At 71.9% G+C, this 12,752-nt stretch carries 13 protein-coding genes; 10 read left to right on the top strand and 3 right to left on the bottom strand.

Going from position 1 to position 12,752, the window contains the following annotated elements:
• Window positions 1-113 precede the first annotated feature (113 nt).
• The 4 genes from AB0K60_RS24055 to AB0K60_RS24070 all read left to right on the top strand — a co-directional run bounded on the left by AB0K60_RS24055 (window position 114) and on the right by AB0K60_RS24070 (window position 4,285).
• Window positions 114-665: an Lrp/AsnC family transcriptional regulator gene (locus tag AB0K60_RS24055; RefSeq protein ID WP_364059158.1), complete on the top strand. Its 552-nt coding sequence runs from the start codon at window positions 114-116 to the stop codon at window positions 663-665.
• 288 nt (window positions 666-953) lie between these two features.
• Complete coding sequence (locus tag AB0K60_RS24060; protein ID WP_364059023.1) at window positions 954-1,853, top strand: D-alanyl-D-alanine carboxypeptidase family protein; 900 nt, start codon at window positions 954-956, stop codon at window positions 1,851-1,853.
• Between the two features lie 217 nt (window positions 1,854-2,070).
• The gene (locus AB0K60_RS24065; RefSeq protein ID WP_364059026.1) at window positions 2,071-3,210 is read left to right on the top strand and encodes a class I SAM-dependent methyltransferase; all 1,140 of its coding nucleotides are present in this window, start codon (window positions 2,071-2,073) and stop codon (window positions 3,208-3,210) included.
• A gap of 103 nt (window positions 3,211-3,313) precedes the next feature.
• Window positions 3,314-4,285 (top strand): GNAT family N-acetyltransferase, encoded by a 972-nt coding sequence (locus AB0K60_RS24070; RefSeq protein ID WP_364059029.1) that lies wholly within the window; start codon window positions 3,314-3,316, stop codon window positions 4,283-4,285.
• 4 nt (window positions 4,286-4,289) lie between these two features.
• Here AB0K60_RS24070 and AB0K60_RS24075 read toward each other — a convergent pair whose 3' ends face one another.
• The gene (locus AB0K60_RS24075; RefSeq protein ID WP_364059032.1) at window positions 4,290-4,598 is read right to left on the bottom strand and encodes a type II toxin-antitoxin system Phd/YefM family antitoxin; all 309 of its coding nucleotides are present in this window, start codon (window positions 4,596-4,598) and stop codon (window positions 4,290-4,292) included.
• A gap of 102 nt (window positions 4,599-4,700) precedes the next feature.
• Here AB0K60_RS24075 and AB0K60_RS24080 point away from each other — a divergent pair, with 102 nt between their 5' ends.
• The 4 genes from AB0K60_RS24080 (at window position 4,701) to AB0K60_RS24095 (ending at window position 7,582) form a co-directional block, all read left to right on the top strand.
• The gene (locus AB0K60_RS24080) at window positions 4,701-5,291 is read left to right on the top strand and encodes an ATP-dependent Clp protease proteolytic subunit (RefSeq protein WP_364059161.1); all 591 of its coding nucleotides are present in this window, start codon (window positions 4,701-4,703) and stop codon (window positions 5,289-5,291) included.
• A gap of 36 nt (window positions 5,292-5,327) precedes the next feature.
• Window positions 5,328-6,293, top strand: a complete 966-nt coding sequence (locus AB0K60_RS24085) for a ribokinase (protein ID WP_364059035.1) — start codon at window positions 5,328-5,330, stop codon at window positions 6,291-6,293.
• Window positions 6,294-6,366: 73 nt separating this feature from the next.
• Complete coding sequence (locus tag AB0K60_RS24090) at window positions 6,367-7,203, top strand: PhzF family phenazine biosynthesis protein (protein ID WP_364059038.1); 837 nt, start codon at window positions 6,367-6,369, stop codon at window positions 7,201-7,203.
• A gap of 184 nt (window positions 7,204-7,387) precedes the next feature.
• Window positions 7,388-7,582 (top strand): (4Fe-4S)-binding protein, encoded by a 195-nt coding sequence (locus AB0K60_RS24095; protein WP_364059041.1) that lies wholly within the window; start codon window positions 7,388-7,390, stop codon window positions 7,580-7,582.
• Window positions 7,583-7,601: 19 nt separating this feature from the next.
• Here AB0K60_RS24095 and AB0K60_RS24100 read toward each other — a convergent pair whose 3' ends face one another.
• Window positions 7,602-7,997, bottom strand: coding sequence for a heme-binding protein (locus AB0K60_RS24100; RefSeq protein ID WP_364059044.1), 396 nt, complete (start codon window positions 7,995-7,997; stop codon window positions 7,602-7,604).
• 163 nt (window positions 7,998-8,160) lie between these two features.
• Here AB0K60_RS24100 and AB0K60_RS24105 point away from each other — a divergent pair, with 163 nt between their 5' ends.
• Both AB0K60_RS24105 and AB0K60_RS24110 read left to right on the top strand, forming a co-directional pair.
• Window positions 8,161-9,252, top strand: a complete 1,092-nt coding sequence (locus tag AB0K60_RS24105) for a phosphotransferase (protein ID WP_364059047.1) — start codon at window positions 8,161-8,163, stop codon at window positions 9,250-9,252.
• Window positions 9,253-9,439: 187 nt separating this feature from the next.
• A complete protein-coding gene (locus tag AB0K60_RS24110) occupies window positions 9,440-10,591 on the top strand; it encodes a TIGR03118 family protein (RefSeq protein WP_364059050.1) in 1,152 nt (383 codons plus the stop codon).
• Between the two features lie 321 nt (window positions 10,592-10,912).
• Here AB0K60_RS24110 and AB0K60_RS24115 read toward each other — a convergent pair whose 3' ends face one another.
• On the bottom strand, window positions 10,913-12,649 hold the full coding sequence (locus tag AB0K60_RS24115) for a bis-aminopropyl spermidine synthase family protein (protein ID WP_364059164.1): 1,737 nt from the start codon (window positions 12,647-12,649) through the stop codon (window positions 10,913-10,915).
• Window positions 12,650-12,752: the final 103 nt, after the last annotated feature.

Consider the following 12,752-nt stretch of genomic DNA (forward strand, 5'->3'; position numbering starts at 1 on the left):
TGTCCGTATGTCTGTCTAGTAGATGAAATGGGTGCGATCTGCGCAATAGTTATGTTGTTGATTGAGCAATATGCTCAATCCTCTCGTAGAGGAGGATCCGTCATTTGAACAGCATGAGGCATGAGGCGGCCATCGACGCCACCGACGCCCGCATCCTGCTCGCGCTCCGCGACGAGCCGCGTGCGACGGTTCTGGCCCTGGCCGAGAGGCTGGGCCTGTCCCGCAACACGGTCCAGGCGCGGCTGACAAGGCTGGAGCGGAGCGGCGCGCTGGGGTCCTTCGAGCGCCGTATCTCCACCGCGGCCCTCGGCTATCCGCTGACCGCGTTCATCACGGCCCGGGTCGATCAGCACCGGCTCGCGGAGGTGGCCGAGGCGCTGGCGGACGTGCCGGAGGTGGTCGAGGTCCTGGGGCTCAGCGGCGAGACCGACCTGCTCATCCGGGTGGTCGCGGCCGACGCCGAGGACCTGTATCGCGTCGCCGGGCACATCCTGGCCGTCGCGGGGGTCGAGCGCACCACCACCGGGCTGGTCATGCGCGAGCTGGTGCCGCATCGCCTCACGCCGCTGCTGCGGCGGGCGTCCGGGGAGGAGCCCCGCGACCGGCCGCGGGCCGCGGCGCCTTCGGGCCGGGGACGGACGCGGTCCCCGGGGCGTCCGGTCTGAGACCGCCTGGTGCGCGTTTTGTCCTATTTACACCTTTTATGACTGTATGCTACCTTCGGGTGTCACACCTGGCACGTCGTTGACGATGCGCCGGTGTTCGCCGCCCGGACCGCGTCTTCGTCCGGGGATTCCCGCAGGACGACGCCCGGCCGCCGAATCCGCATCGCGGAGCCGGGATCCACCCACCCGGGGTGAACGGGACCGGCCCTCGCCGCGCCCGCAGGGCGCTCTCCGGCCCGTGCTCCTCACCCGGTAGGCGGCAATGGAAGCAAGGAGCACAGCCCCTTCATGCCCACATACGTCAAGAACCGGCTCACCCACGCCCTCATCGGCGCCGCCCTGGCCGCGGGCGCCGTCACCGCCGGAGCCGCCCCCGCCGCGGCCGCCGCCACGCCCGCCACGTCGGCGGTCGCTCTCGCCCTCGGCGCCGACGCCCCCGCCGTACTCGGCCGGGCCGCCTACGTCATGGACGCGAAGACCGGCAGGGTCTACTACGACAAAGAGTCCGGCGAGCGCATGCCCATCGCGAGCCTGACCAAGATGATGACCGCGTACGTCGTGCTCAAGCACGCCAAGCCGACCGACACCGTCAAGGTCACCGCCGCCGACGTGCGCTACGGCGCGAGCGGCGACGCGTCCGTCGCGGGCCTGCACGCCGGGGACCGCCTCACCGTCGAGGAGATGCTGTACGCCCTGCTGCTCCCGTCCGGCGCGGACGCCGCCCACGTGTTCGCCCGCACCTACGGCCCCGGCGTCGACGGGTTCGTCGACAAGATGAACGCCGCCGCCCGCGAACTCGGCATGAACGACACCCGGTACGTCAACCCGGACGGCATGCCGACCAACGGCGGGGGCTACTCCACCGCCGCCGACCAGGCGCGCCTCGCCGCCGCGGTGGTCGGCAACCCGGTCCTGGAGGCGGTCACCTCCACGCGGCACCACTCCCTCCCCGCGACCGCCGACCACGACGCCTACTCCTGGCGGAACACCAACCACCTGCTCGGCGCGCCCGGCGTCATCGGCGTCAAGACCGGCTACACCCGCGCCGCCGGATACACCCTCGCCTTCGCCGCCGACCGCGACGGCACCCGCCTGATCGGCGTCATCCTGGGCGAGACCGACTCCGGCCGCCGCTTCGACACCGCCGAAGCCCTCCTCGACTGGGCCGCCGCCCGGCCTCGGACCTAGCACCCGGGGTCCCGCCGGGCTGACCCGCTGCGCGGGGCGTACGGGTGCGTGACGGTGTGGAACGTCGCGGCAAACGGCGAGGTAGGACATCGCCACGTCAAGCGTGCCCTGGGGCGATTTGTTGGCGGCAAGCGGTACGAATGGGAGCCCACCACGCGGGCCGGGGGTTGATTGCCGGTTTTGTGCGTGACACGTTGAGGCAAACGGCGAGGTAGGTATGGCCACAGCCAAACGCGCACTGGGTCGCCTTCTGTACGGCAAGCGCTACGACAAGGTTCCGCAGGCACAGCGCGTCTACGTGCGACCGGGGGAGCGGCTGCTCCGCGAGCTGTCCTGGCGCAGGCTCGTCCGCGGCACCGAGATCATCTCGCTGGAGGAGTTCAAGCGCAGGGTGTCCCTCGGCCCCATCGAGGAGTATCTGAGCTGCATGCTGTGCGGGGAGAGCAGGCAGCAGCCGCTGTTCCGGCCGCAGGGGGAGAAGAAGAAGGGCGACACCAGGCCCGCCTGGTCCTACGTCGTGGTGCGCTGCCCTTCGTGCGGGTTTCTCTACCGCAACCCCAACATCCGGCCGGAACGGCTCGGCGACCTGTACGCCAAGAACTACAGCGGCTTCCTCACCGGCGACTACGCCGCCAACCGGCAGCGGCGCTACCGGCTGACGATGGACGCCTTCGGCGAGGTGTTCCGGGACGGGACGGGCCGGCGGCTGCTCGACTTCGGCTGCGGCTCGGGCCTGTTCCTGGAACTCGCCGAGGAGCGGGGGTTCGACGTCACCGGCGTCGATCTGTCGCCGGACTCGGTGAAGCTGGCCAACGAGCGGCTGCGGCGCGGGCGCGCCTTCCACGGCGTGGCCGAGGAGATCCCCGAGATCGCCCGGGGCGGGTTCGACGTCATCACGTTGTGGTCGGTGCTGGCCCACCTGCCCCGGCCGCTGGAGGACTTCGACAGGTTCCGCCGAATGCTGGCGCCCGGCGGGGTGCTGCTGATCCTCACCGTGAACGCCCGATCGCTGCTGCTCAAGGCGTCCGGGAGCAAGTGGAACGGGTTCACCAAGAACCATCTCATGTTCTACTCCTCGCAAACGCTGCCGGTGCTGCTCGGGCGTACCGGGTTCGCGGGGGTGGCGTTCTCGCACTTCTACGGGGACACGATCGAGGCCGGATCGACGCGGCTGCCCGTGGCGTATCAGCGGCGGCTTCGCCGTGCGGTGGAGGCGTCGGACGGCGGCAACATGCTGCGGGCGGTCGCGTTCGCCGACGAGGACGCGATCATTCGGTGGGGCGCCGGGCTGCGGGTACGGCACTGCCCGGCGCGCGTGCCCGGCGGGGAGCACCGGGCCGAGCCCCCCACGTCATAGCCAACGTCATAGTCGGCGTCATAGCAGGCCCCACAGCAGGCTCAGCAGTAGGGCACAAGTCAGCGGCAAATGGCACCCAAGTGGCGGGGCGTACAACGGGGGCATGGAAAGGTTCTCAATCGAGCGGCCGTGCGTGAGTGACGCCGCCGACATCTACGCCCTGGTGTCCCGCCACAACCTCGGGGTGATCGGCATGGCCGACGTGACCCTCGACGACATCGCCGACCAGTTCGCCGAGCCCGGCTTCGACCCCGCGCGAGACGCCTGGCTGTTGCGGGAGCGTCCCGGCGGGCGGGTGGCCGGCTGGGGCTGGGCGAGCCGCCAGGGGAGCGGCGCGCAGGTCGGCGTCGAGGTGGTGGCGTGCGACCCGGACGCCAGGGCCCTGCTGTGGGAGGCGGTGCTCGGGCGGGCCCGGGAGATCGGCGCGGAGTCCGGGCACGAGCGCGTCCGCGTGGGCATCGGCATCTACCGGCAGGACGAGGCCGGGCGGGAGGCGGCGCGGGCGCACGGGTTCACCTCGGCGACCGCCTTCCGGCGGCTCTACATCGAGCACGGCGGCGGCCCGCGGCCCCTGTTCCTGCCCGGGGTCACGCTGCACCGGGGCGCCGACGACGAGGAGGCGCTCGCCGCGGCGCACCGCGTCTACGAGGAGGCGTTCGCGACCCACTACGGCCACGTCGCCCGAAGCCTGGACGAGTGGGCCGAGTACCTGGAATCCTCCGCCGCCAACGACTGGTCCCAGCTTCTGCTGGCCCGGGTGCACGGGCTGCCCGCGGGCATGATCCTCGGCTCCGACCAGTTCGTGCCGGACGAGAACTGCGGATACGTGCGCAACCTGGCCGTGCTGCCCCGCTTCCGCGGCCGGGGCCTCGGGAGGCTGCTGCTCTCGCGCGCCTTCGCCGAGGACGAGCGCCGCGGCCGTCGCGGCACCTACCTGCACGTGGACGCGGGCAACAACACCTCCGCCCTCGGCCTGTACCTGTCGGTGGGCATGCGCGAGGTGCTGACCATCGACGCCTGGGAGGCGACGGTGGAGGCCGCGCGCGTGGGCCAGCGCGTGGGTCAGGGCGTGTGACCGGTCATAGGTGCCGGGGGCCCTCGAACCCGCCGGGCCGTTCGAAGCCGGTGGGGCGGTGCTCGGCGACGATGCGCAGCGGCGTCTCCTCCCCGGGGGAGGGCATGGGGTGGCGCTCGCCCTGACCGATCGAGGTGAGGGCGATGCGCTGTTCGCTGAGCGCCTGGAGGATCTCCAGGTCGTCGGCCGACACGATGGCGGCCAGTGGGCGGCCGTGCCGGGTGAGCACCACGCGCTCCCCGCTATAGGCGACCCGGTTCACCAGTTCCGCCAGCTCGGCTCGTGCCTGAGTCACCGGGATCTCTCGCGTCATGCCTCCATGCTATCATTCTGTACGTTTTTACAATTCTGTACAGAACGTACGCCGGGAGGACCCGTGGACCAGCGCAATCCCCTTCTGACGCCGGCAAGCCGGGTGACGGAGCTGCCGCCCTCGCCGCACACCGAGCGGGTCTTCGACCGCCTGCTCGCCGAGCGGATCGTGTTCATCGGCAGCGAGATCGACGACGAGATCGCCAACCGGGTCTGCGGCCAGCTCCTGCTGCTCGCCGCCGAGGACGACGAGCGCGACATCTTCCTCTACATCAACTCGCCCGGCGGCTCGGTGACCGCCGGGATGGCGATGTACGACGTCATGCAGTACCTCCCCAACCCGATCAGCACGGTGGCGATCGGCCTCGCCGCCTCGATGGCGCAGGTCCTGCTGTGCGCGGGCACCCCCGGCCGGCGGTACGCGCTGCGGCACGCGCGGGTGATGATGCACCAGCCCTCCGGCGGCCTGGGCGGCACCGCCAGCGACATCAGAATCCAGGCCGAGCAGATGCGGTACGTGAAGAAGACCTTCGCCGAGCGCATCGCCTTCCACACCGGGCAGAGCGTGGAGCAGGTGGAGGCCGACTGGGACCGGGACCGGTGGTTCACCGCCGAGGAGGCACGGGCGTACGGGATGGTGGACCACGTCGTCCACCGGGCGGCCCAGGTCGGCTCCGCCGGGCCCGTCTCCTGACGGATCACCCGCTTGACGGGCGGCGGCAGCGGGTAGGTGCCGGGCGTGATCTCGGTTTTCGGCAGCGTCAACATGGATCTCGTCGCCTACGTCGAGGCCGCGCCCGGACGCGGGGAGACCGTCACCGGGCGGGCGTTCCGGATGATCCCCGGAGGGAAGGGCGCCAACCAGGCGATCGCGGCGGCACGGGCAGGGGCGCCGGTGACCTTCGTCGGCGCGGTCGGGGACGACGCCTTCGGGCCCCGGCTGCGCGAGACGCTGGTCGAGGCGGGCGTGGACGTCACCCACCTGCGGGAGGTCGAAGGGCCCTCGGGCATCGCCCACATCGTGGTGGACGAGCAGGGCGGCAACTCCATCATCGTGGTGCCGGGGGCCAACGGAAGGATGACCGGGCCGGGCGAGGCGGAGATCGCCGCGATCTCCCGCACCGACGTGCTGCTGCTGCAGCTCGAACTGCCGCTGGAGGCGGTGATCTCCGCCGCCCGGCAGGCCGCCGCCGTCGGCGGCGGGGACCACGAGGCCTACACCGTCGGCGCCGGCCCCCGCCCGCACGCCGGACGGGGCGGCGCGGTCTCGGTGATCCTCACTCCGGCGCCGGCGCGGCCTCTTCCCGGCGAGCTGCTCGACGCCGTCGACGTGATCGTGCCGAACGAGCACGAGGCCGCCGCGCTCACCGGCGCCGGGGAGCCGGAGCGGGCGCTTGACGCGCTGCTCGAACGGGTCCCCGAGGTGGTGATCACGCTGGGCTCCGAGGGCGTCCTGTACGGCTCCCGCGACGGGAAGCGCCTGCACGTCCCCGCCGTCAAGGTGAAGGCGGTCGACACCACGGCGGCCGGGGACACCTTCGCCGGAGCCCTCGCGGTGGCCCGCGCCGAGGGCCGCCCCTGCGAACAGGCGCTCCGCTTCGCCTCGGCCGCGGCCGCCCTGTCGGTGCGGAAGGAGGGCGCGAGCACCTCCATGCCCGACCGCGCCGAGATCGAGGCGCTGCTCGCCGTTCTCTGACGCGCCCTTCGGGATGCGCCGCCCGGACCGCGCCGCTTGTCGATTAGGGACTTAGCTATATAGCTTATTGCCTATGTACCCTTATGTGATCTTGGACGTCTTCACCGACACACCTCTGGAGGGCAACCCGCTGGCGGTCTTCCCCCGCGCCGAGGACATCCCCGGCGAGCGACTCCAGGCGATCGCGCGAGAGATGAACCTGTCCGAGACGGTCTTCGTGCTGCCCCCCGAGGGCGAGGGGCACGCGCGGGTGCGCATCTTCACCCCGGCGGTCGAGCTCCCCTTCGCCGGGCACCCCACCTTGGGCACCGCGTACCACATCGCCGACCGGGACGGCCTGGACCGCGTCGTGCTGGAGACCGGCTCCGGGGCCGTGGCCGTCGAGTTCGAACGCGCGGACGGGCGGCTCGCCTCGGGGCGCATGCGGCAGCCGATCCCCACGTGGGAACCGTACGAGCGCGCGGATGAGATCCTCGCCGCGCTCGGGGTGGAGACGTCGGAGCTGCCGGTCGAGCTGTACGTCAACGGCCCCCGGTTCGTGTACGTGGCCCTGGAGAGCGAGGAACGGGTGGCCGCCCTCGCCCCGGACCTCGCCGCGCTCGCCGCTCACGGCACCGTGGGCGTGGTCTGCTTCGCGGGGGCGGGCACCCGCTGGAAGTGCCGGGTGTTCTCCCCGGGGGCGGGCATCGCCGAGGACCCGGCCACCGGCTCGGCCGCGGGGCCCTTCGCCGTCCACCTCGCGCGCCACGGCCGGATCGCCCACGGCGAGGAGATCCGGATCGCTCAGGGCGCGGAGATCGGCAGGCCCTCGACCCTGTACGCCCGAGCGCTCGGCGAAGGCGACAGAATCGACGCCGTGGAGGTCGCGGGCTCGGCCGTGTTGGTCGCCCGGGGAGAATTCCTCGCCTGACGATGTCTGCCTGAGTCTGTCTGACGATGTCGCGGGCGAGGGCGCCGCAGCCTATGGTTTTCTCCGGGCCGCGATCGGCCTACCGTCCGACGAGGTGGCCATGCGCGCCGATACTGGTATGAAGGTCTACGAGGTGCACCGGCTGCCGGTCACCTGGTGACGAGGCGACAGGAGGCGTAATCACATGAAGATCAGCGCCGACACCGATGTGTGCATCGGGGCGGGGATGTGCGCGCTGACGGCGCCGGAGGTGTTCGACCAGAGCGAGGAGGACGGCACCGTCGTGCTGCTCGACGCCGAACCGACGGGGGAACTGGAGCGCAAGGCCCGGCAGGCCGTGCAACTGTGCCCGTCGGGGGCGCTGAAGCTCGTCGAGTAGTCCTGCGCGGTTCCCGCGGTCAGAACGGATCCTCCCAGAGCGTGGCGGCCAGGCCGGCGCAGGCGACGTCCTGCGCCGGTGTCCCGCCGCTGACGCCGACGCCGCCGACGACGGTCTCGGCGTTCCACAGCGGTATGCCGCCGGCGACGCAGACGAACCGGCCGGAGGCGAGGCCGTACAGCTCGCCGCGGGGCGCGACCAGGGGCGCCAGGTCGGCCGTCGCCGCGCGCAGCGCCACCGCCGTGTACGCCTTGGCGGGCGCGAGTTCCGGGCCCGCGATGTCGGCCCCGTCCATGCGCTGGAACGCCAGCAGGTGGCCTCCCGCGTCCACCACCGCCACCGAGATGAGGGCGCCGAGCCGCCGTGCCTCCTTGATCGCCGACTCGCACATGCGCAGAGCGAGGTCGAGGTTCACCGGGTGACCGCCATAACCGAAAGCTTGCCATGAACCTTGCCAAGAACATCGTGTCCGGGCATACGCACAGTTCGCTTCATATCCGGAGTTTCGCCCTCCATGCTTGCGGCCGGGCGCGTGGTACTAAGCTGCTCGCCCGCGGAGGCCGGGTGATCGGAGCCGGGTGATCGGATCGGAGGGGGAGACGCGGGTGGCGGAGGTCAGGGAACACGATCTGTCGCGGGACGAGGTGCTCGCCCGGGTCGAGCTGGTGGCGCGCCGCGCGCTGGCGCGCTACGACGCCCCGCCGGAGGCCCGGGTCACGCTGATCAACGTCTCCGAGAACGCCACCTACCGGGTGGACGGCCTGGACGGATGGGACGGCGGCGGCACGGCGGGCGCCGCGATCCTGCGGGTCCACCGGCTCGGCTACCACTCGCGGGAGGCGATCGCCTCCGAGCTGGCCTGGCTGGAGGCGCTGCGGCGCGACGCCGGGGTGCGTACCCCCGCCGTGCTGCCCGCCGCCGACGGCTCCCGGATCGTCACCGTGCCCGACCCCGGCGCGCCGCCCGGGGGAGAGCTCCGCCACTGCGTCATGTTCGAGCTCCTGCCCGGGACCGAGCCCGCGGAGGACCGCCTCGTCGAGGACTTCGAGCCGCTCGGCGCGCTCACCGCGCGCATGCACCTGCACGCCCGCGAGTGGACGCGCCCGCCGGGCTTCACCCGCTTCCACTGGGACTACGACGCCGCCCTGGGCTCGGTGGCCCGGTGGGGCCGGTGGCAGGACGGGGCCGGCGTCGACAAGGAGGCCGCGGCCGTGCTCTCCCGGCTCGACGCCACGCTGCGCGAGCGGCTGGCCCGCTTCGGGCGGGGGCCCGACCGGTACGGCCTGATCCACGCCGATCTCCGGCTCGCCAACCTCCTGGTGGACGGCGCGGCGGGCGGCCGGCCGGGAGTGATCGACTTCGACGACTGCGGGTTCGGCTGGTTCCTGTACGACCTCGGGGCGGCGGTCAGCTTCATCGAGCACTACCCGCAGGTGCCGGAGATGATCGAATCCTGGACGCGGGGCTACCGGTCGGTCCGCCCGCTGCCCCGGGAGGACGAGGCGGAGATCTGGACGTTCATCATGCTCCGCCGCCTGCTGCTGGTCGCCTGGATCGGGTCCCACACCGGCGTCCCGATCGCCCGCGAACTCGGCGCCGGCTACACGGCGGGCACCTGCGACCTGGCCGAACGGTATCTCGGCGGCGCCCTTCGCGGGGTTCTCCACTGAGCCCGCAATGAACCCCTTCCGCCAGCCCGTGGAATAGGCCGAATTTTTCCTTCAAATTTCTCTGAACCGCTCTCCGAGGGGCGGCGTATCTCGCGGCGTAGGAGTTCGCGCGGAGCACCCGAACCACGCGCATGTGCACCCTCTCGTGCGAACTGAAAAAGCGCATGCCGACGACATAGGAGGCCAGATGCGGCCACGCATCGTCACGCTCTGCGCTGCGGCACTCGTCCTGGGCATCACCGGCACGGTCCCTGCGCACGCCACATCGCAAAGCACCACCGGCAAATCGGAGACCTCGGGGAACGGCACGCCTCGGGCCACCCGGTACGCCGAGATCCCCTTGGTCTCCGACCTCCGTGGCAAGGCACCGATCACCGACCCCAAGCTGGTCAACGCCTGGGGCATCGCGCTCGGCAAGACGTTGTGGGTCTCCAACGCCGGCACCGGCACCGCCACCGTGTACAGCGGCGGTCCCGGTTCCATCAAGAAGGCGCCCACCGAGGTGGCCATCCCCGGAGGCACGCCGACCGGCCAGGTCGTCAACACCACCGACGACTTCGTGGTCAAGGGCAAGGGCGGCAAGGGCCCGGCGACGTTCATCTTCGCCAGCCCGAGCGGCGCCATCACCGGCTGGAACGCGGAGGCCGACCCCAAGAACGCGATCATCTCGGCGTTCACCAGGGGCGCCGACTACAAGGGCCTGGCCCTCATGGAGACCAACCGCGGCAACTTCCTGCTCGCCGCCGACTTCGCCAACAACCGCATCGCCGTATGGGACGGCGACTTCAACAGGGTGCACCTGGGACGCCGCGCCTTCCACGACCCGTTCATGCCGAAGAACTACCACCCCTACAACGTCGAGGTCGTCGGCGACGTCGTCATGGTCGCCTACGCCCTGCGCGACCCGGCCACCGGCAAGTCGGTGGCGGGCAAGGGCAAGGGCTTCGTCAGCGCCTTCCGTCCCGACGGCCGCTTCCTGCGCCGGATGGTCAGCCGCGGCCGCCTCAACGCCCCGTGGGCCATGATCCTCGCGCCCAAGAACTTCGGGACCTTCTCGAACGCCCTGCTCATCGGCAACTTCGGCGACGGCTGGGTGAACGCCTTCAACCCGCACAACGGCCGCTACCTCGGCCCGCTCCGCTGGCCCAACGGCAAGCCGATCGCGATCGAGGGCCTGTGGGACCTGGAGCCCGGCACCGCCGAACTCGGCGGCACCGACGCGATCTGGTTCTCCGCCGGCATCCAGAAGGTCCAGCACGGCCTGCTCGGCGTCCTGCGCCCGGCCCGGCCCGGCGACCCGACCGGCGGCAGCGCGGTGCCGCAGGGCGGCGGCTACTGACGGCCTGAGCGGCGACGAGCGCCCGGCTACGGAGGGTGGCGCGGACCCTTCGTGGCCGGTGCCGCCGCCGTCCTCGTGAAAACAAATAACGGGCGGCCGCGAAAAGCCCGAACAAAACAATCGGGAATCGCGCCCGAACCTCACTTCGCCATAGTGAACGTTCATGCCGTAACCGTCCACGCCGAAACAAGGAGGGATGCCAGGGGTAACACCAGGGAAATGACACGCATCGTGCGTCACCGGCATCAGGCGGGCAGGTAAGTGAGGGGCGGCACAGCCGTCGACCTGCCCGCCTCGGCCGTTGTCCAAGACCCCCGCCGATCAGAACGCGCGCGGCGACGTCGCCAGGATGTGGCGGATCCGGTGGCGGGGAAGTTCGATCAGGCGCAGGTCGAGGACGCCGGGGCCGGGCGCGGACTTCTCGATCATGGTGCGGGCCTGGTTCTTGGTGAGGACGACGTCCCGGGTGGTACGGGCCGCCCGGATGAGCGCCTCGCGCCAGACGTTGCCGAGCTTGCCGTGGGCGCGGGACAGCAGCGCGTGGGCGATCAGGGAGCCCGGATCCTCCGGGTCGGGCGGGACGGCGGTGGCCTCGACGACGCAGTGACGCGGCGTGGGGAAGCTGCGGCGGAACCGCAGGGCGTACTTGGGCGCGATGATCTCGGTGAGCCGCCGCTGGCCCTCGGCGTTCGCCACGTCGGGGTGATTGTTGGGGACGAGCAGGGCGAGCCGCGTCGCGTTGACCGCCAGCAGGGCACGCAGCAGCCAGGGGCCCGGGTCCTGGGAGAGGTCGGCGGCCACGGCCGCGCCCGGCCGGGAGGCGATGCCGCGGGGCAGCCCCTCGCCGATCAGCGCGCCGACGTCGAGGCGGGCGACGCCGGAGAGCCGGGGGTGCCCGTCCGGCCAGCCCGGCCCCGCGACGGCCGTCAGGCCCGTCACGGTCGAGCCGGCCGCCGCCGCGTCGATCAGGGCGTCGGCCGGTTCGCCGGACAAGGGTTCCTGGGCGGCCTCCAGCGACTGCGGGCCGTGCGTGTAGATCCCGTGCGTGTGGTTCTTGGCGAGCGCGCCCTCCGCCCGAGGCCCGATCAGCGACCAGCTCTTGGCCGTTGGCCGGAACACGTACAGATCGCTGCTGGACCCGACCGCCTGCGCCCCGACATAGCGGTTGAAATCCGGCAGGATCGCCTCGCACGCGAGGTGGAGGTCCTGCGCGGCACGTTGCACCTTCAGCCCCAGCGCCGGATGACGCTCGCCGAACCCGTACGCCATGACGAGCCGGGCGTTCTCCCGGTCCCGCAGCCCGGCCAGGCCGCGGGCGAGGAACAACCGCACGCCCTCGGGCGTGTACGGCGGATCGGTGACCACCAGGTCGGCCTGCTCGGCCGCGCCCGCCGGGAGCCCGAACCGCAGATCGGCGTGGAGGCAGCGCACGTCCAGGCCCAGCCGGTCGGCCCGCACGTCGATGAACTCCAGGATGCGCTCGTCAATGTCGACGACCGTGACGGCGACGGCGGGATTCACCTGGCAGACCGCCAGGGAGGTCAGGTCGTGGTCGCCGACGCACAGCAGCCGCCGACCGGCCAGCTCGAAGACGCCGTCGAGCCAGACCGCCCGGCGCACGGCGGTCTCCGGCGTCGCCGCGACGTGGTCCAGGGCCTTGCGCGACACGGGCGCGGCGGCGACCAGCTCGCCCATCCGCCCGACCAGCTCCGACGCCGCCGCCATCCGCTCGGCCAGCGGATCGGCGATCCTGGTTCGCGCCAGGTGCTCGTACCGGCACAGGTCCCGATAGGCGGCTCGCCGCTCGGGGGCGATCGTCAGCTCGGGCTCGCCGCCGGGCCGCCGTATCAGATCGGGTCCGAGCGCGCCGAGGAGGTCCTCGACGGTCCTGCGCGACAGGCCCGAGTCGCGGATCAGCTCGTCGAACCGGTACGCCCGCTCGGTCAGCCGCGCCACCACCTCACGCAGCGCCCGGCCACCGACGCCGAAGCCCGCGATCACCCGCGTGACCGCCGCGAGCGGATCGTCGTCGGGCGGCACCGGCCGGTCATCGTGCATGGACACCCCAGGTCTGTGGCGAACGCCGATCGTGTGGGAGGACGCGCCACTCTACCAGCGTCCGCCGCCTGCCTCGGGAGCCGCCGAACCGCCCACCCCACAG

The organism is Thermopolyspora sp. NPDC052614 (genome assembly GCF_040678635.1).
Lineage (GTDB): Bacteria > Actinomycetota > Actinomycetes > Streptosporangiales > Streptosporangiaceae > Thermopolyspora.

What these genes read in the sequence shown, in the direction of transcription:
- AB0K60_RS24060 (WP_364059023.1), top strand. Translation starts at nt 954, where the DNA reads ATGCCCACATACGTCAAGAACCGGCTCACCCACGCCCTCATCGGCGCC.
- AB0K60_RS24065 (WP_364059026.1), top strand. Translation starts at nt 2,071, where the DNA reads ATGGCCACAGCCAAACGCGCACTGGGTCGCCTTCTGTACGGCAAGCGC.
- AB0K60_RS24075 (WP_364059032.1), bottom strand. Translation starts at nt 4,598, where the DNA reads ATGACGCGAGAGATCCCGGTGACTCAGGCACGAGCCGAGCTGGCGGAA.
- AB0K60_RS24110 (WP_364059050.1), top strand. Translation starts at nt 9,440, where the DNA reads ATGCGGCCACGCATCGTCACGCTCTGCGCTGCGGCACTCGTCCTGGGC.
- AB0K60_RS24055 (WP_364059158.1), top strand. Translation starts at nt 114, where the DNA reads ATGAGGCATGAGGCGGCCATCGACGCCACCGACGCCCGCATCCTGCTC.
- AB0K60_RS24090 (WP_364059038.1), top strand. Translation starts at nt 6,367, where the DNA reads ATGTACCCTTATGTGATCTTGGACGTCTTCACCGACACACCTCTGGAG.
- AB0K60_RS24115 (WP_364059164.1), bottom strand. Translation starts at nt 12,649, where the DNA reads ATGCACGATGACCGGCCGGTGCCGCCCGACGACGATCCGCTCGCGGCG.
- AB0K60_RS24070 (WP_364059029.1), top strand. Translation starts at nt 3,314, where the DNA reads ATGGAAAGGTTCTCAATCGAGCGGCCGTGCGTGAGTGACGCCGCCGAC.
- AB0K60_RS24095 (WP_364059041.1), top strand. Translation starts at nt 7,388, where the DNA reads ATGAAGATCAGCGCCGACACCGATGTGTGCATCGGGGCGGGGATGTGC.